Source organism: Pseudomonas sp. AC211 (assembly GCF_979258055.1).
In genome coordinates, this window is the sequence record NZ_OZ409830.1 from 144,151 (window position 1) to 161,381 (window position 17,231).

Annotated in this window: 13 protein-coding genes, 1 other RNA gene and 3 pseudogenes; 8 read left to right on the forward strand and 9 right to left on the reverse strand. The window is 59.8% G+C overall.

Translation table 11 applies throughout. From position 1 onward, the window contains the following. Positions 1-14: 14 nt before the first annotated feature. Positions 15-2,399 (forward strand): polyphosphate kinase 1, encoded by a 2,385-nt coding sequence (gene ppk1 / locus ACZZZP_RS00700; RefSeq protein WP_463384538.1) that lies wholly within the window; start codon positions 15-17, stop codon positions 2,397-2,399. Positions 2,400-2,529: 130 nt separating this feature from the next. Here ppk1 and ppx read toward each other — a convergent pair whose 3' ends face one another. Next, positions 2,530-4,032 carry an exopolyphosphatase gene (gene ppx, locus ACZZZP_RS00705; RefSeq protein WP_463384539.1) on the reverse strand — a complete coding sequence of 501 codons (1,503 nt, stop codon included), beginning with the start codon at positions 4,030-4,032 and terminating at the stop codon, positions 2,530-2,532. A 356-nt stretch (positions 4,033-4,388) separates the two neighbouring features. Between ppx and trxA the strand changes: the two genes are divergently transcribed. The 4 genes and pseudogenes from trxA (at position 4,389) to ACZZZP_RS00725 (ending at position 8,795) form a co-directional block, all read left to right on the forward strand. After that, positions 4,389-4,715 carry a thioredoxin TrxA gene (gene trxA, locus ACZZZP_RS00710; protein WP_122449690.1) on the forward strand — a complete coding sequence of 109 codons (327 nt, stop codon included), beginning with the start codon at positions 4,389-4,391 and terminating at the stop codon, positions 4,713-4,715. Between the two features lie 261 nt (positions 4,716-4,976). Continuing rightward, positions 4,977-6,237: pseudogene (gene rho / locus ACZZZP_RS00715) on the forward strand (transcription termination factor Rho). 123 nt (positions 6,238-6,360) lie between these two features. Beyond that, the gene (gene ubiD / locus ACZZZP_RS00720) at positions 6,361-7,827 is read left to right on the forward strand and encodes a 4-hydroxy-3-polyprenylbenzoate decarboxylase (RefSeq protein ID WP_463536193.1); all 1,467 of its coding nucleotides are present in this window, start codon (positions 6,361-6,363) and stop codon (positions 7,825-7,827) included. After that, on the forward strand, positions 7,827-8,795 hold the full coding sequence (locus ACZZZP_RS00725) for a CDP-6-deoxy-delta-3,4-glucoseen reductase (RefSeq protein ID WP_463384540.1): 969 nt from the start codon (positions 7,827-7,829) through the stop codon (positions 8,793-8,795). The genes ubiD and ACZZZP_RS00725 overlap by 1 nt, the downstream gene beginning before the upstream one ends. Here the strand turns inward: ACZZZP_RS00725 and ACZZZP_RS00730 are convergent. Then, a complete protein-coding gene (locus tag ACZZZP_RS00730) occupies positions 8,792-9,268 on the reverse strand; it encodes a sn-glycerol-3-phosphate transporter (RefSeq protein ID WP_463384541.1) in 477 nt (158 codons plus the stop codon). The two genes, ACZZZP_RS00725 and ACZZZP_RS00730, sit on opposite strands and share 4 nt — an antisense overlap. 166 nt (positions 9,269-9,434) lie before the next feature. Further along, a pseudogene (locus ACZZZP_RS00735) lies at positions 9,435-10,413 on the reverse strand (NADPH:quinone oxidoreductase family protein). A 142-nt stretch (positions 10,414-10,555) separates the two neighbouring features. On the opposite strand from ACZZZP_RS00735, the gene ACZZZP_RS00740 reads away from it, so the two are divergent. Beyond that, a complete protein-coding gene (locus ACZZZP_RS00740) occupies positions 10,556-10,975 on the forward strand; it encodes a flagellar basal body-associated protein FliL (RefSeq protein ID WP_122497712.1) in 420 nt (139 codons plus the stop codon). 13 nt (positions 10,976-10,988) lie between these two features. Here ACZZZP_RS00740 and ACZZZP_RS00745 read toward each other — a convergent pair whose 3' ends face one another. From ACZZZP_RS00745 to ACZZZP_RS00770, 6 genes are all read right to left on the reverse strand, one after another. After that, positions 10,989-12,860, reverse strand: a complete 1,872-nt coding sequence (locus ACZZZP_RS00745) for a sensor domain-containing diguanylate cyclase (protein WP_463384543.1) — start codon at positions 12,858-12,860, stop codon at positions 10,989-10,991. A gap of 18 nt (positions 12,861-12,878) precedes the next feature. Then, positions 12,879-13,328: an EVE domain-containing protein gene (locus ACZZZP_RS00750; protein WP_463384544.1), complete on the reverse strand. Its 450-nt coding sequence runs from the start codon at positions 13,326-13,328 to the stop codon at positions 12,879-12,881. Positions 13,329-13,667: 339 nt separating this feature from the next. Continuing rightward, positions 13,668-14,306, reverse strand: coding sequence for a 5-formyltetrahydrofolate cyclo-ligase (locus ACZZZP_RS00755; protein ID WP_463384545.1), 639 nt, complete (start codon positions 14,304-14,306; stop codon positions 13,668-13,670). A gap of 79 nt (positions 14,307-14,385) precedes the next feature. Beyond that, a non-coding RNA gene (ssrS, locus tag ACZZZP_RS00760) (6S RNA) lies at positions 14,386-14,564 on the reverse strand. Between the two features lie 33 nt (positions 14,565-14,597). After that, the gene (locus tag ACZZZP_RS00765) at positions 14,598-14,909 is read right to left on the reverse strand and encodes a cell division protein ZapA (RefSeq protein ID WP_108097941.1); all 312 of its coding nucleotides are present in this window, start codon (positions 14,907-14,909) and stop codon (positions 14,598-14,600) included. After that, on the reverse strand, positions 14,909-15,115 hold the full coding sequence (locus tag ACZZZP_RS00770; RefSeq protein WP_122449701.1) for a TIGR02449 family protein: 207 nt from the start codon (positions 15,113-15,115) through the stop codon (positions 14,909-14,911). Before ACZZZP_RS00770 ends, ACZZZP_RS00765 begins: the two co-directional genes overlap by 1 nt. A gap of 180 nt (positions 15,116-15,295) precedes the next feature. Here ACZZZP_RS00770 and ACZZZP_RS00775 point away from each other — a divergent pair. Further along, a pseudogene (locus ACZZZP_RS00775) lies at positions 15,296-15,854 on the forward strand (YecA/YgfB family protein). A gap of 36 nt (positions 15,855-15,890) precedes the next feature. Then, positions 15,891-17,225 (forward strand): Xaa-Pro aminopeptidase, encoded by a 1,335-nt coding sequence (gene pepP, locus ACZZZP_RS00780; RefSeq protein WP_122497427.1) that lies wholly within the window; start codon positions 15,891-15,893, stop codon positions 17,223-17,225. The last annotated feature ends 6 nt before the right edge of the window (positions 17,226-17,231 follow it).

The window sequence follows — 17,231 nt, forward strand, 5'->3', positions numbered from 1 at the left end:
TTCGGGAATACGTAATGAACAGCGAAGGACTCAGCAAAGCGGATGAGCTGAAAGACTCAGCCGTTGCGGGACAGGCAGTGATCGAGAAGGCCGCGAGCGGCAAGGCGGCGGAAAAAGCGGTCGTTGAAAAAGTCAGCGTCGACAAGGCCAGTGCCGAAAAGGCGGCCGAGCCCAAGGCAGCAGCTGAAAAAGCCAGCGCCGATAAATCGGGCACTGACAAATCGTCCACTGACAAGCCCGTCGCTGAGCCAGCGCACGAACCGGCTCACGAAGAGCCGATTGCCGCTGCTCCTGAGCCCGCACCAGCGCCGCCGCCGATTCCAGGGTTGGATGACAGCAGCTTGTATATCCATCGCGAGCTGTCGCAGCTGCAGTTCAATATCCGCGTGCTGGAGCAGGCGCTGGATGAGTCGTACCCGTTGCTGGAGCGGCTGAAGTTTCTGCTGATCTTCTCTAGCAATCTCGACGAATTTTTCGAAATTCGCGTGGCCGGGCTGAAGAAACAAATCACCTTCGCCCGCGAACAAGCCGGTGCCGATGGCTTGCAGCCGCACCAAGTGCTTTCGCAGATCAGCACGCTGGTGCACGACCAAGTGCACCGCCAGTACGCGATTCTTAACGACGTGCTGTTCCCCGAGTTGGCCAAGCACAACATCACCTTTATTCGTCGCCGCTACTGGACGACCAAAATCAAAGCGTGGGTGCGCCGTTATTTCCGCGACGAGATCGCGCCGATCATCACGCCCATCGGCCTTGACCCGACGCACCCGTTCCCGTTGTTGGTGAACAAGAGCCTGAACTTCATTGTTGAGCTGGAAGGTATCGATGCCTTCGGCCGCGACTCCGGTCTGGCGATTATTCCGGCACCGCGCCTGTTGCCGCGCGTGATCAAGGTGCCTGAAGAGGTCGGCGGGCCTGGCGATAACCACGTGTTCCTGTCGTCGATGATTCACGCCCACGCGGACGACCTGTTCCAAGGCATGAAAGTGAAGGGCTGCTATCAGTTCCGGCTGACGCGAAACGCCGACCTTTCCCTCGATTCCGAAGACGTAGAAGACCTGGCGCGCGCACTGCGCGGCGAGCTGTTTTCCCGTCGCTACGGTGACGCGGTGCGCCTTGAAGTGGCGGATACCTGCCCGGCGCATCTGGCCGACTACCTGCTCAAACAATTCAGCCTTAGCGAAAGCGAGCTGTACCGCGTTAACGGCCCGGTCAACCTGACCCGGTTGTTCAGCATCACCGGTCTGGACAGCCACCCGGAGCTGCAATACGCGCCCTTTACGCCGGTCATTCCCAAGCTGCTGCAAAACAGCGACAACCTGTTCAACGTGGTCAGCAAGCAAGACATTTTGCTGCTGCACCCGTTTGAATCGTTTACCCCGGTGGTCGACGTGCTGCGCCAAGCCGCCAAAGACCCGCACGTGCTGGCTATCAAACAGACGCTGTACCGCAGCGGCGCCAACTCGGAAATCGTCGATGCGCTGGTCGATGCCGCGCGCAACGGTAAGGAAGTCACGGCGGTAATTGAGCTGCGTGCGCGGTTCGACGAGGAATCCAACCTGCAATTGGCCAGCCGGTTACAGGCCGCTGGTGCGGTAGTGATTTACGGTGTGGTGGGCTTTAAAACCCACGCCAAAATGATGCTGATATTGCGCCGCGAAGCCGGCGAGATCGTGCGTTACGCTCATTTGGGCACCGGTAACTACCACGCCGGTAACGCCCGCTTGTACACCGACTACAGCTTGATCACCTCTGACGATGCGCTGTGTGAAGACGTGTCCAAACTGTTCAGTCAGCTGATCGGCATGGGTAAAACCTTGCGCATGAAAAAGCTCCTGCATGCGCCGTTCACCCTGAAGAAAACCTTACTGGACATGATCGCCCGCGAAACCGCGCTGGCCGCTGAAGGCAAACCGGCGCACATCATTGCCAAATTCAACTCGCTGACCGATCCGAAGATCATTCGCGCGTTGTACAAAGCCAGCCAGACCGGCGTGCGTATCGATTTGGTGGTGCGCGGCATGTGCTGCCTACGTCCGGGCATTGCTGGGGTGTCGCACAACATTCATGTGCGCTCGATCATCGGCCGCTTCCTTGAGCACACGCGGGTGTTCTACTTCCTCAACGATTTCGACGAGAAAATTTACCTGTCGAGCGCGGACTGGATGGAGCGCAACTTGGATAAGCGCGTGGAAACCTGCTTCCCGGTGGAAGGGAAAAAGTTGGTTACGCGGGTGAAGAAAGAGCTGGAGTCGTACCTGACCGACAACACCCATAGCTGGGTGCTGCAACCGGATGGGCGTTACGTTCGCTCCAGCCCCACCGGCAACCAGAACCCGCGCAGCGCGCAGGCTGGGCTGTTGGAAAAGCTGACCAATCCGCCGCTTAGTGTGCGTTGACACTGGCCGTAAACATCGAGGCTGAAGCCTCTCCCACAGGAGCCTGCTTTTTTTGGGAGGGGCCTTAGCCTCGATAATTTTGAACAAGAAAAAGCCGCTCAATTGAGCGGCTTTTTCGTGGCTTAACTCCTCAGCGCACGCTGAGCGTTAGCCCGATGCGTTTGAGCCACTCGGCTTCGGCTTCAAAGTCCGCTTGGGTAAGCGGGTTGGCGGCTAGCCAGCCATCCGGGAACTCAAGGTCGAGGGTGTCGTCGCTAGCCCGCAGCTTCACCTTGGGCATTTCCTGCGTTCCGCGAATGTGGTGGAACAGGATGGCAAAGCGCAGCAGCACGCACAGGCGCATCAGCTTGACGCCGTGGTCACCGAATTCTCCGAACTTGTCTTTGGGAATATTGCGGCGATGGCCGCGTACCAGCAGGGCGAGCATCTGTTGGTCCTGGCGCGAGAAGCCGCCGAGGTCCGAGTGCTCGACCAGATAAGCGCCGTGCTTGTGGTAGGAGTAGTGGGCGATATCCAGCCCCACTTCGTGCACTTTACTGGCCCAGCTCAACAGCTCGCGGTGCCACTCATCTTCAAGCCCCCAGGAGGCCGCGACGTCATCAAGCGCTTCCAGTGCCTTGGCCTCGACGCGTTGCGCCTGTTCCAGATCGACGTGGTAACGCTCCATCAGCGCGCTCAGGGTGCGCTCGCGAACATCTTCGTGGTGATGGCGACCCAGCAGGTCATACAGCACACCTTCACGCAGCGCGCCCTCGGAGTGGGTCATGGTGTGCAGGTCCATGGCATCGAAGATGGCTTCGAGAATCGCCAAGCCCGCAGGGAAAATGGCGCGGCGGTCGGGCTTGATGCCGTCCATGTCGAGCTTGTCGGCTTCGCCCAGTTTCAACACGCGTCGCTTCAGCCACGCCAGGCCTTCGGCGGTCACTTCGCCATTGCCGTGGCCGCCGGCTTTGATGGCCAGGCCAACCGCGCGAATGGTGCCCGAGGCGCCCACGGCTTCATCCCAGCCGAGGCGGCGCAGACTGTGTTCAATGCCCATCAACTCCAGGCGCGCGGCGGTGTAAGCCTGGGCGTAGCGGGCAGGGGTAATTTTGCCGTCGCGGAAATATCGTTGGGTGAAGCTGACGCAACCCATCTGCAGGCTTTCGCGCAGCAGCGGTTCGAAACGCTGACCGATGATGAACTCGGTGCTGCCGCCGCCGATGTCGGCCACCAGGCGTTTACCGGGGGTGTCGGCCAGGGTGTGGGAGACGCCGAGATAAATAAGCCGCGCTTCTTCGCGCCCGGAAATCACCTCCACCGGATGGCCGAGAATTTCCTCTGCGCGGCGGATAAACACCGAACGGTTGCGAGCTTCGCGCAAGGCGTTGGTGCCCACTACGCGCACCGCGCCGGGCGGCAGGCTGTTGGTCAGTTGGGCGAAGCGGCGCAGGCAGTCGAGGCCGCGTTGCATGGCCTCTTCATTCAGCTCGCGTTGTTCATCGATCCCGGCGGCCAGCTGCACCTTTTCGCCCATGCGCTCCAGAATGCGGATCTCGCCGTGATCGGCTTTTGCCAGAACGATATGGAAGCTGTTCGAGCCAAGGTCGATGGCAGCGATCATGGAGAAGTGCTTGGCAGGGCTTTGCGGCATGGTGTGATGGTCTCAGAGCTGTAGCGCGACATCGTGCCACGATCAGGCGATTGCGCCAACGCGACGGGCAATTCGGCAGTGTGTGATGTCGATGCTGGAGTTGTTCTTTATAGCCGCAGGTCGGGCGGTGACAAGGTTTTGGCTGCGCAGTATGCCGGTGCTGTACGTCGTATTTATGACCAATGTCATGCGCTAGGCGTACAGAAACGGAGCAACGGCGGCAGTTTTAAGTTCAATGGGCGATCAGTATTTGCGCGTAGCATCATAGCGAAGCTCAATCGGTAGGCGCTTTCGGTGTTGGCAAAGCCGGGCTATGATGGCGCCACTTTACATCCTTGCGACCCTGGAGAGTTTCCATGAGCGAATTCATCACCCACGTCAGCGACGCCAGCTTTGAACAGGATGTGCTCCAGGCTGATGGCCCGGTTCTGGTCGATTATTGGGCTGAATGGTGCGGCCCGTGCAAAATGATCGCCCCGGTTCTGGACGAGATCGCCCAGACTTACCAAGGCAAACTGAAAATCTGCAAACTGAACATCGACGAAAATCAGGACACCCCGCCTAAATATAACGTGCGTGGTATTCCGACCCTGATGCTGTTCAAGAATGGCGCGGTCGAAGCGACGAAAGTAGGCGCCTTGTCGAAATCGCAGCTGGCTGCGTTCCTCGACAGCAACATCTAAGTCGTAAGGATTTTCTCCTTTGCGCCTGAAAGCCCCGTCCTATGCGGGGCTTTTTCATTGCGCCAGCACTAGACGCTCCGTAAAGCCGATGGTACATTCGGCCTCGCAACGGTTCCTCCGTTGCTCTCTGTAAGCCGTCGCCGACGCATTCCTACTCGATACCTATCGATAAACAAGCAGGCGATCATGCTGCGTTCTCCGCAGTCCGGCCTCATAAGCTAAGCGCTTATTTCCCCTCCTTTTCGAATACGTCATTCCTATATGAATCTGACTGAACTCAAGCAAAAGCCGATTACCGAACTGCTAGAAATGGCCGAACAGATGGGCATAGAAAATATGGCCCGTTCGCGCAAGCAGGACGTGATTTTCTCCCTGTTGAAAAAGCACGCTAAGAGCGGCGAGGAAATCTCCGGTGATGGCGTGCTGGAGATCCTCCAGGACGGCTTCGGCTTCCTTCGTTCCGCCGATGCCTCTTATCTGGCCGGTCCGGACGACATCTACGTTTCACCGAGCCAGATCCGCCGTTTTAACTTGCGCACTGGCGACACCATCGTTGGCAAGATTCGCCCGCCCAAAGAAGGCGAGCGTTACTTCGCGTTGCTCAAGGTCGACACCATCAACTTCGACCGTCCCGAGAACGCCAAGAACAAAATTCTGTTCGAGAACCTCACGCCCTTGTTCCCCAACAAGCGCCTGATCATGGAAGCCGGCAACGGCTCCACTGAAGACTTGACCGGCCGTGTTATTGACCTTTGTGCCCCTATCGGCAAGGGTCAACGCGGTCTGATCGTGGCACCGCCGAAAGCCGGTAAAACGATCATGCTGCAGAACATCGCGGCCAACATCACCCGCAACAACCCTGAGTGCCACCCTGATCGTTCTGCTGATCGATGAGCGCCCGGAAGAAGTGACGGAAATGCAGCGCACCGTGCGCGGCGAAGTGGTTGCTTCCACCTTCGATGAGCCGCCAACCCGCCACGTGCAGGTTGCCGAAATGGTGATCGAGAAGGCCAAGCGCCTGGTTGAGCACAAGAAAGACGTGGTCATCCTGCTCGACTCCATCACCCGTCTGGCGCGCGCCTACAACACCGTGATTCCAAGCTCCGGCAAAGTGCTCACCGGTGGTGTCGATGCTCACGCTCTTGAGAAACCGAAACGTTTCTTCGGCGCGGCACGAAACATTGAAGAAGGCGGTTCGCTGACCATCATCGCCACCGCGCTGGTTGAAACCGGTTCGAAGATGGATGAAGTGATTTACGAAGAGTTCAAAGGCACCGGCAACATGGAGCTGCCGCTGGACCGTCGCATTGCCGAGAAGCGTGTTTTCCCAGCCATCAACATCAACCGCTCCGGCACGCGCCGCGAAGAGTTGCTGACGGCCGAAGACGAGCTGCAACGCATGTGGATTCTGCGTAAGTTGCTGCACCCGATGGATGAAATCGCCGCTATCGAGTTCTTGCTTGATCGCCTGAAGGCGACCAAAACCAACGACGAGTTCTTCCAGTCGATGAAGCGCAAGTAACATTGTGAAGACAGGCAAAAGCCGGGGAAACCCGGCTTTTTGCTACCTGCGCGCCGCGCATTGTGCGGTGCCAACAGGCTAAAATTTTCACCCTCTCTCGAGCGCCCTAAACGAGGCTCAAGCATGCAGTATCGCGATCTGCGCGACTTTATCCGTGGCCTGGAACAACGTGGCGAGCTCAAACGCATCACCGTGCCCGTCTCGCCCGTGCTGGAAATGACCGAAATCTGCGACCGCACCCTGCGGCGCAAAGGGCCAGCGCTGTTGTTCGAAAACCCGACCGGCTTCGATATGCCGGTACTCGGAAACCTGTTTGGCACGCCTGAGCGTGTGGCGCTCGGCATGGGCGCAGAGGCGGTAAGCGAGCTGCGCGAGATCGGCAAATTGCTGGCATTTCTCAAAGAGCCCGAGCCGCCTAAGGGCCTGAAAGACGCTTGGTCGAAGCTGCCGATTTTCAAAAAAATCATTTCCATGGCGCCCAAGGTGGTGAAAGACGCACCTTGTCAGGAAGTGATCGAAGAAGGCGACGCGGTCGATCTCGGTAACCTGCCGGTGCAAACCTGCTGGCCGGGCGACGTCGGTCCGTTGATCACGTGGGGCCTCACCGTCACCAAAGGGCCGAATAAAGATCGGCAGAACCTCGGCATCTACCGCCAGCAAGTAATCGGCCGCAACAAGGTGATCATGCGCTGGCTCAGCCACCGCGGCGGCGCGCTGGATTTCAAGGAGTGGTGCGACAAACACCCTGGCCAGCCATTCCCGGTGGCCGTGGCGTTGGGCGCCGATCCGGCGACCATTCTCGGCGCCGTTACGCCGGTTCCCGACAGCCTTTCCGAATACGCCTTCGCTGGGCTGCTGCGCGGTAATCGCACCGAGTTGATCAAGTGCCGTGGAAGCGAACTGCAAGTGCCGGCCAGTGCCGAAATCGTGCTGGAAGGCGTGATCCATCCGGGCGAAATGGCTGACGAAGGCCCGTATGGCGACCACACCGGCTATTACAACGAGGTGGATCGTTTCCCGGTGTTCACCGTCGAACGTATTACCCGGCGACAAAAACCGATCTACCACAGCACCTACACCGGTCGCCCGCCGGATGAACCGGCCATTCTTGGCGTGGCGCTGAATGAAGTGTTTGTGCCGATTCTGCAAAAGCAGTTTCCAGAAATCGCCGATTTCTACCTGCCGCCTGAAGGCTGTTCGTACCGCATGGCGGTGGTGACCATGAAGAAGCAGTACCCGGGGCATGCCAAGCGCGTAATGCTCGGTGTGTGGTCGTTTTTGCGCCAGTTCATGTACACCAAATTCGTTATCGTGACCGACGACGACATCAATGCGCGGGACTGGAACGACGTGATCTGGGCCATTACCACACGCATGGACCCCAAGCGTGACACGGTATTGATCGACAACACACCGATCGACTACCTCGACTTCGCCTCGCCGGTTTCCGGTTTGGGTTCGAAGATGGGCCTGGACGCCACGCACAAATGGCCCGGCGAAACCACGCGCGAATGGGGCCGGGTGATCGTCAAGGATGACGCCGTTACCCAGCGCGTCGATGCGATGTGGAAGGACCTTGGAATAGAGTGATGAAAGTAACCCTGCAACCCTCCGGCGCGGTGCTCGACGTAAACCCCGGCGAGCGCATTCTGGATGCCGCCCGGCGTCTGGGCTACGACTGCCCGCAGGCCTGTCGCAACGGCAACTGCCACATCTGCGCGGCGCTGCTGGTGGAGGGCACCGTGCAGCAGAACGGCGAGGCGCGCACCCAGGGGGAACTGTTCACCTGCCTGGCCGAGCCGCTTGAAGACTGCGTCTTGCATTGGGATGGCGTATTGGCGCCCGGCGAATTGCCGGTGCGCACGCTGCGCTGTCAGGTGGTGGCGTGCACGCCTGTTGGCGGCGATGTGTGGCGGGTGAACCTGCGTGCGCCGGCCGGCAAAGTGCCGCGTTATCACGCGGGGCAATACGTGATGGTGCGCCGGGATGACGGCGAGCAATCGGCGTTTTCCCTCGCTTCGGCGCCTTCTCAAGGGCGCGAGCTGGAGCTGCACATTCTCGGGCGTGAAGACAGTGCGCTGAGCTTGCTGGAACAGCTGCAGCGAGAGCCGATGGTGGAAATCCAGATGCCGTTTGGTGACGCGCACCTCGCCGAGTTGCCCGCTGGGCCTTTGATTCTGATTGCCGCTGGCACCGGAATGGCGCAAATGCACAGCCTGATCGAGCATTGCCGAGCCACCGGCTTTGACTACCCCGTGCATTTGTATTGGGGCGCACGTCGTCCGGAAGATTTTTATCAGTTGCCGCATTGGGCGGATTGGCAGGCGATGCCCAATTTGCACCTGCACCAAGTGGTGAGCGACGTGTGTGGTTGGCAAGGCCGCTGCGGCTTGCTGCACGAAGCCGTACGTGAAGATTTCGCCGATCTGAAACCACTGCATGTTTACGCCAGCGGTTCGCCGATGATGGTGTACGCCACGCTGGACGCGTTGGTGGAAGCAGGAATGGACGCGCACCAGATGCGCGCCGACGTGTTCGCTTACGCGCCGCGCGGTTAGAAGACGCGCCAGCCGATGTTCAGCATCAATGCCGCTGCGCCGAGGATATTTAGCTCGGCGGTGGCGGGGCCGAGATGCATGCCCAGCGCGGGAACGACCGCAGGCGCGACGCCGAAGCGGTTAAGCGGGATTTTGTCGCGATACTCCCCTCGATAGCCATGCAGCAGACCGCCCGTTATTTTCAAGTAGATCGGTAGGCGATCGCTTTCAAAGCGTTTGCCGAAATACGCGTATTGCGTCGGTTGATTAAACGAGTTGCGGAAAAGCCCCACGCCATAGAGCCATGCGTGCGCATCGTCGTATTCGATGCCTATCAGTTTTTGATGATTGGTGTGGTCAGGATCGTCGTGGTAGTGCCGCGTATAGGCGCTGGTCTGGAACTGCCAAAAACTCCGCTGGGACGTTTCCCCGGCGTGCACACATAGAGAAGGAAGCAGCATTAAAGCGGCGAGTAAGGGAATGAATGATTTCATGCTGTGCTCGGGAGGCGTGATGGGCATCGGCGGACGCCGAAAGCCTTTGTACCCGAGGTCGCAGAGCCGATGAGTCAGCTCGTTTTGTGTGGCGTGTGGCGCCACTCAGCTTTTGATGTGAGACAGAGCGCCGCTTTTGGCGGCGATCTGCCCGACGGTGGGGTGCTTAACGCACCTGCACCACCACTTTGCCAACGGCCTTGCGCTGTCCAAGCGCATTGATCGCGCCGGCCGCATCGGTCAGCGGGAAGGTTTGCGAGACCAGCGGCTTCACTTTGCCTTCCGCGAACCACGTGAAGAGCTGCTCGAAGTTGGCGGCGTTATCGGCTGGTTGACGCTGCGCGAACGCGCCCCAGAACACACCCACCAGGGATGCGCCCTTAAGCAACGTCAGGTTGGCCGGCAGTGAGGGGATAGTGCCGCTGGCGAAACCGACCACCAGGAAGCGACCGTTCCAGGCGATGGAGCGGAAGGCTTCTTCGAACAGGTCGCCGCCGACCGGGTCGTAGATCACGTCCACGCCCTGGCCGCCGGTCAATTCGCTTGAGTTTTTCTTTCAGGCCGCCTTCGCTGTAGTTGATCAGCTCGTCGGCGCCGGCCGCTTTGGCCACTTCCAACTTCTCGGCGCTGCTGGCGGCGGCGATGACGCGGGCGCCCATGGCTTTACCGATTTCCACGGCGGCCAGGCCAACGCCACCGGACGCGCCCAATACCAGCAGGGTTTCGCCGGGTTGCAGGTTGGCGCGTTGTTTCAGGGCGTGGATTGAGGTGCCGTACGTCATGCCGAATGCCGCAGCGCTGGCGAAGTCCATGCCGGCCGGAATCGGCATCACGCTGTAGCCTGCCACCGCCACTTGCTCGGCAAAGCTGCCCCAGCCGGTGAGCGCCATGACGCGGTCGCCGGGTTTTACGTGGGTGACTTTTTCGCCAACGGCCGCGACAACGCCCGCCGCTTCGCCGCCCGGCGAGAACGGGAACGGCGGTTTGAATTGGTACTTGCCTTCAATGATCAGCGTGTCCGGGAAGTTCACGCCGGCGGCATGAACGTCGAGCAGCACTTCGTTCTTTTTCGGTTCCGGGCTGGCGATTTCTTCCAGGACCAGGTTTTCGGCAGGGCCGAAGGCTTTGCACAACACGGCTTTCATTGGAGTGTTCCTCGCAGAGTTATGGCTTGGCAGTGTAGGTGCGTGGTCGCGAGGGTCAACGAGCATGGCCTGGCCTGATAAAGGTGTATAAGCGCCGGGCTATCGCTATGCTAGAGCACATACCCAGTCGAGGATGCGCACTGTGAAAGCTTGGTTTGTAGTGGTGATGGCTCTGTCTCTCCCGTTTGCGGCGTTGGCCAACGAGGAGGGCGGCGGTGAAGGTGAGAAAGAGGGAAAAGAGCCCGCAGTGGCTTATATCAGCCTGGTGCCCGCGTTGGTGGGCAACTACGGCACAGGGCCGCGGCTGAAAGTGTTTAAAGCCGACATTGCGCTGCAAGTAAAAGGGAGCGAGGCGGAGGCCAAGGTCGAACACCACGAGCCGCTGATCCGCAATCAGCTGGTGATGCTGTTTTCTCAGCAGACCGACGATGCCATGGGCAACGTCGAGTCAAAAGAAAAGCTGCGCCAGGAAGCCTTGAAGCAAGTGCAGGACGTGCTGACTCAGGAAGAGGGCAAGCCGTTGGTGGACGACCTGCTCTTCAATAACCTCATCGTTCAATAGCACCGCAAGCCGTTCAGGTGGTGGACCACACGCACGTGCAGTTGCGCCCCTGATGCTTGGCCTGGTACAGCGCCTGATCGCTGTGGGCCACCAAACTATCGGGGTGGCCGTCACGGTTCGGCGTAACGGTACTCAGGCCGATACTCGCGGTTAAGCGCGACAGCGGGCTGCCGGGATGCGGCAGCTGCAGCTCGGCCAGCGCCGCATGGATACGTGCAGTGATTACCTCGGCTCCGGCCTGGTCGGTGTTGGCCAGAATCACCGCAAACTCTTCGCCGCCGTACCGGCACACCGCATCGCCATCGCGCAGCAAACAGCCCTGCAACGCCGCCGCCACTTTGCGTAGCGCATCGTCGCCGGCCAGGTGCCCGAGTTGGTCGTTGTAGGCTTTGAAGTGATCGACATCCAACATCAGCAAACTCATCGGCGCACCGATGCGCTGCAAGCGGCGCCATTCGCTGTGCAATTGATGGTCGAAGAAACGGCGGTTATACAGACCCGTGAGGCCGTCGCGCTGGGACAAATGCTGAAGCTGCGCTTCCAGTTGCAGGCGCTCGTTGTTATCGCGCGAAACACCGATCAGGTATTCGTGGCCATTGACCTGCACCAGTTGTGCGCTGATTTCGGCGGGCTGCAGCGTGCCGTTACGCCGGCGCATTTCGCGTTGGAAGATTTTGCCTTGGTTGTCTTGCTGCGCCTGACGCACTAAATCCACCCATGCGTGAAAGCCCAGCAGCAGATTTTCCGGCTGATCGAGCAACTGCTGGCGAAACTCGTCGGCGCTGTAGCCCAGGCTGCTGTAGGTGGCCTTGTTCATGTGCAGAATGTTGCGGTTGTGCGGATCGATGATAAACAACCCGTCGCGGCTGGAGTCGGTGAGGTCGACCACGAGCTGCAAGCGCTCGCGGCTTTCGCGCAGCACTTGCTCGATCAGCTCCCGATTGCCGACTTCTTCGTTTAATCGGCTGTTGCTGGCCAGCAACGCCGAGGCGCGCCGGGCGTTTTCCAATGCCAGCCATAACGCCGCGACCAGCAGGAACGTGGTTGTCAGTCCTGCGATCAACACCACCAGCGGCAGCGGGCTGGCGAGCTGCTGCGCTAATTGCCGCGTGGGATTGAGTTGCAGGGTGAAGTTGCGATTGTTGAGCAGGTGCAGCGGCAGTTCCTGTTGCAGGCCCGCGCTGAAGTCAGCTTGCTCACGGCTGTATAACGGATGGCCGAACTCGGAAAGGCGTACGTTGAAGCCAGCGCTGTCGACCGTGTCGAGCAGCTCATCCATCAGCGGTTGTACGCGGAAGATGGCTTGAACGAAGCCATCGAAGGCGCGGTTTCCCTGTTCGTCGATCACATACAACGGCGTGTACAACGCAAAGCCACGGCCGCCCTGCACCAGTTCGAAACTGTTGGAAAACACCGCCGTGCCCTGGGTCTTGGCCTGCATGGCGAGCAGGTAGTTGGGATGGCCAGGTGTGAGCTGGAAGTTCAACGCCGCTTCATTGCCGGCGATAGGCAGGATCCAGCGCAGCCGTAGGGTGCTGTCTGCCCATTGAATGGCTTGGTAGCCGCGGAAATGGTCGAGCGAAAATCGCGCCTCAAGCTCCCATTCTTCGCGGCTCAAACGACCCCGATGATTCCAGCGCTCGGCAAGACGATAGAGATCCTGCGCCTGGGTGTTCAGGCTGCTTTCCAATTGTCGCGTCAGCAGCCGAGCTTGCGCGGCAACGCGTTCGTTGGCGTGGGCGCGCTCAATGGTAAGCATTTTTTGCCACAGCAGCAGGCTCGCGCCCAATAACGATATGGCCAAAACCACCAACGCCAAGCGAGCACGCCAGGCGGGGCGCACGGTCGGGGGCGACGTGGCGACGTGCAAGCTATGTTGTTCCATGCACCGGGTCCGTGTTGCTTAATGCAGAGCGCAGATTGCCGCCCATTCGCTAGCACTGACTGGCATCACCGAGAGCCGGCTGCCTTTTTTGACCAAGGGTAAATCAACCAGGCCTGGCAGTTCACGCAAAGTGGCCAACGGGATCACCTTGGCGAACGCCTCTACAAACTCGACGTCCAGCGCGCTCCATGGATTTTTCTCGGTGCTGGCTTTTGCATCGAAGTAATGGCTGTTCGGGTCGAGCGCGGTTGGGTCTGGGTAGGCTGAAGCAATTATCCGGCCGATACCCGCGATACCCGGCTCTGGGCAACTGGAGTGATAGAAGAAGAACAGATCGCCGACCGCCATGCTGCGCACGAAGTTGCGAGCCTGGTAATTGCGCACGCCATCCCACCGGGCGTGACCGAGGCGCTGCAGGTCGTGAATGGAAAGTTCTTCAGGTTCGGATTTCATCAGCCAGTGAGGCATGAACTTTGCTCTTCGCTCGTGGGTTACAACATTGTGGGCATTTGCCCACGTCTACGCGACCGCCGGTTGGCGTCGTAATTGCACATGCAGACACCATGCAGGACAATGCCGCCCTGCTGAATGTACCGCTGCCGGACGGCCTAAGAACAAGAAATGCCGCCGGCCATCGTGTGAAATTTGCCTGGAAGGGGGAGGCAATCGATGAAGAAACGTAAACCAGATTTGTTGTGGGTATTAGTCATTTTATTTGGCCTGGGCGTCGTGACCAACGGTTACACCCAGAGTCTTTGGGACCGTCAGAACGAGGCTCCCGTCACGCTATCGCAGCAGCCTTAACCGCTACTCGCCAGGGTTTGTGGACGTCGCAGTGAGTGCGGCGCCCGCATACCACGCTTTATCCGTCACCGTCGCATGCAGCTTCACATCCCAACTGGCCAGCGCCAGGCGATCCACCTTCTGACACTCGTGGGCCAGGCCCAATAATGTCGGCTTGTGCCAATTTTTGCGCCTCTGCAAATACGCCAGACTGCGGTCGTAAAAGCCGCCGCCCATTCCCAAGCGTCCGCCTTCAACATCAAAGCCCACCAACGGCAGCATCACGACGTCCAGCGCCCACAGCTGGCGTTGGCGATTTCGGTTGGCCGTAGGCTCGGCGATGCGGAAACGATTGGGGCGCAAACGCTCATTCGGGCGCACCCGTTGAAACACCATTTTGGTTCGCGGCCATGCACTGAGAACGGGCAAGTACGTGGCTTTGCCGCGCCGTTGTGCGGCGCGCATTAACGGCCGTGGATCAATTTCGCCGTCGGCCGGCAAGTACAAGGCGATATGCCGCGCGCGACGAAACAACCGATGCTGAGCCAACTGGCGATAAAGATTTTCGCTGGCGGCGCGTTGAGCGCTGGCGCTGAGGGCGCGACGAGTTTTGCGCAGTAAGCGACGAAGTTGCGGACGGGAAAGAGAAGCGGCGCTCAGCATGGGATGCTGGCTGCGGTACGCAGGCGCGAACCGGTAGAAGCGGCGTGGCTCAAGGGCGTGAGCACAACGCTAAAAAATAAGACCCCCCGGCGTGCCGCTGTCGGTTTAGCCCTTGAACCCGAAAGTTCAAGGTGGAGGTTGCAGGGAGCGTTAAGGCTTTCCGTCAGGCGGACATGCACACCGGCTCCAACTTGCAACCCCCGGGTTTGTGCGTATCGGCTCAGGGACATCACCGACTGGCGCACACTCCAGGGAGCGGCGGCCAGTATACCCCAATCCGCCGCTCTGCAATCAGCTATGGCTGCTGTCCTGATCGGTGGCCAGGGCGCCGTCGACTCGCTCGAGCAAGTCACGCACGTGGGCGCGGGTGGAGCTGACGTCCTGATCAAGGCGCTGCTGTTTATGCAGCAGGTCGTGGGTAATGTTGAGTGCGGCCATGACGGCAACGCGGTCGGCGCCGATGACTTTGCCGCCGCTGCGGATCTCACGCATCTTGCCGTCCAGGTAGCGCGCGGCGCTCTCAAGGTTGGCGCGTTCGTCCGCCGGGCAGGCGATGCAATAGTCTTTGTCGAGGATGTGAACGGTAACGGTGTTCGAGGTCATTAGTCCTGCTCCAGGGCTTTGAGGCGCGAAATCATCGATTCGACCTTATGCCGGGCCATTTCGTTCTTTTCGATCAGATGGGCGCGCTCTTCGCGCCACGCCTGCTCGCTTGCGCGTAAGGCGCGGTTGTCCGCTTTGAGCTGCTCGACGCGTTGAATAAGCAGTTCCAGCTTGATGGTCAGCGCGTGCAGATCGGCGTCTTCCATGGGCTCTCGCTAGGGCGTGTGTGATGCATGGGGTGGAGTGTCGAAGCGGCGAAACTATATCGGAAGGCGCCGACGTTGGTACAAACCTGTTGATAGCCGCCAATGGTTTTGGCGCGCTTGCCGGTGCTAGGATACAAGGCCTCCATTCTAGTCATTGCGCCCTCTGGCGCCTAGTTGCCAATGCCCACTCAAAATTCCCCGTATAGCGCTTTCGCCACCCTGCTTGCCAGCAGCGGTCAACCTGTTTCGCCTGCCGAATTGCATGGCCTGTTGCTCGGTCGCAGCTGCGCCGGTGCCGGCTTCGAAACGGACGCCTGGCTGGTCGATGCTGCCGACCTGTTCACCGCCGAGCCGCAAGACAACATCAAGGCCGCGCTGATCGGTTTGCAGGAAATGGTCAAAGCCGAGCTCACTGGCGAAGACATCGCCGTGGTTCTGCTGCTGCCCTCCGACGACGCGCCGCTGGCCGAACGTGCCGCCGCCATGGGCCAGTGGTGCCAAGGCTTTCTCGCTGGTTTCGGCCTGACCGCACGTGATGCCGCGCTGAGCAGCGAAGCCATGGAAGTGCTGCAAGACCTCGCCGCCATCGCCCAGGTGCAAGAAGCGCTGGAAGAGTCCGAAGACGGCGAAAACGACTATATGGAAGTGATGGAATACCTGCGCGTTGCGCCTTTGCTGCTGTTCACCGAATGCGTGAAACCCTGCTGCGCCCGCCGCTGCAAAACCGTCGCTGCACTGATTTTCGTCCCAGACTTTTGACCAGATGAGTCCGTCCATGATCAGCATCCCCAAGTCGGAATACGCTCGTCGGCGCAAGGCGCTGATGGCGCAGATGGAACCCAACAGCATCGCCATTCTGCCGGCCGCGCCGGTGTACATCCGCAATCGCGATGTCGAGCATGTGTACCGTCAGGACAGCGACTTCCAATACCTCAGCGGCTTCCCTGAACCGGAAGCGGTGATTGCCCTGATCCCCGGCCGCGAACACGGCGAGTACGTGTTGTTCTGCCGCGAGCGCGATCCTGAGCGCGAATTGTGGGACGGCTTGCGTGCCGGGCAGGACGGCGCCATCAGCGCTTATGGCGCAGACGATGCGTTCCCCATCGGTGACATCGACGAAATTCTGCCCGGGCTGATCGAAGGCCGTGATCGCGTGTATTACGCCATGGGCACCAACCAGGAATTCGACCGGCACCTGATGGAGTGGATCAACGTGATCCGCTCCAAAGCCCGCCAGGGCGCTCAGCCGCCAAACGAATTCGTGGCCCTGACCCATCTGCTGCACGACATGCGTTTGTACAAGTCCGCCAACGAAGTGAAGGTGATGCGCGAAGCCGCGCAAATCTCGTCCCGCGCGCACATCCGCGCCATGCAGGCCAGCCGCGCCGGCTTGAGCGAGTACCACCTTGAAGCCGAGCTGGATTACGAATTCCGCAAAGGCGGCGCGAAAATGCCCGCGTACGGCTCCATCGTTGCCGCTGGCCGCAACGCCTGCATCCTGCACTACCGCGAAAACGACGCGCCGCTGAAAGACGGCGATCTGGTGCTGATTGATGCCGGCTGCGAAATCGACTGCTACGCCAGCGATATCACACGCACCTTCCCGGTGAGCGGCAAGTTCTCCCCCGAACAGAAAGCCATCTACGAGTTGGTGCTGAAATCTCAGGAAGCGGCCTTCGCCGCCATCGGCCCCGACAAGCATTGGAACGAAGCCCACGAAGCGACCGTGCGGGTCATCACTGCCGGCTTGGTCGAACTCGGTCTGCTGGAAGGCGATGTTGATGAGCTGATCGCCAGCGAAGCCTACAAACCTTTCTATATGCACCGCGCCGGCCACTGGCTGGGCATGGACGTTCACGACGTCGGCGATTACAAAGTCGGCGGCGAATGGCGCGTGCTGGAGCCCGGCATGGCGCTGACCGTTGAGCCGGGCATTTATATCGCCGTGGACAACCAGAACGTGGCCAAGAAATGGCGCGGCATTGGCGTGCGCATTGAAGACGACGTGGTGGTGACCAAAACCGGCTGCGAAATTATCACCAAAGACGCGCCGAAAACTGTGGCCGAAATCGAAGCCTTGATGGCCGCTGCTCGCGTGCAGGCGGCGTGAGCGCGT

Bases quoted from the DNA above. Each gene is read 5' to 3' on its own strand.
- ppk1 (WP_463384538.1), top strand. From the start codon at position 15: ATGAACAGCGAAGGACTCAGCAAAGCGGATGAGCTGAAAGACTCAGCC.
- ppx (WP_463384539.1), bottom strand. From the start codon at position 4,032: ATGCCGCAAAGCCCTGCCAAGCACTTCTCCATGATCGCTGCCATCGAC.
- trxA (WP_122449690.1), top strand. From the start codon at position 4,389: ATGAGCGAATTCATCACCCACGTCAGCGACGCCAGCTTTGAACAGGAT.
- ubiD (WP_463536193.1), top strand. From the start codon at position 6,361: ATGCAGTATCGCGATCTGCGCGACTTTATCCGTGGCCTGGAACAACGT.
- ACZZZP_RS00725 (WP_463384540.1), top strand. From the start codon at position 7,827: ATGAAAGTAACCCTGCAACCCTCCGGCGCGGTGCTCGACGTAAACCCC.
- ACZZZP_RS00730 (WP_463384541.1), bottom strand. From the start codon at position 9,268: ATGAAATCATTCATTCCCTTACTCGCCGCTTTAATGCTGCTTCCTTCT.
- ACZZZP_RS00745 (WP_463384543.1), bottom strand. From the start codon at position 12,860: ATGGAACAACATAGCTTGCACGTCGCCACGTCGCCCCCGACCGTGCGC.
- ACZZZP_RS00750 (WP_463384544.1), bottom strand. From the start codon at position 13,328: ATGCCTCACTGGCTGATGAAATCCGAACCTGAAGAACTTTCCATTCAC.
- ACZZZP_RS00755 (WP_463384545.1), bottom strand. From the start codon at position 14,306: ATGCTGAGCGCCGCTTCTCTTTCCCGTCCGCAACTTCGTCGCTTACTG.
- ACZZZP_RS00765 (WP_108097941.1), bottom strand. From the start codon at position 14,909: ATGACCTCGAACACCGTTACCGTTCACATCCTCGACAAAGACTATTGC.
- ACZZZP_RS00770 (WP_122449701.1), bottom strand. From the start codon at position 15,115: ATGGAAGACGCCGATCTGCACGCGCTGACCATCAAGCTGGAACTGCTT.
- pepP (WP_122497427.1), top strand. From the start codon at position 15,891: ATGATCAGCATCCCCAAGTCGGAATACGCTCGTCGGCGCAAGGCGCTG.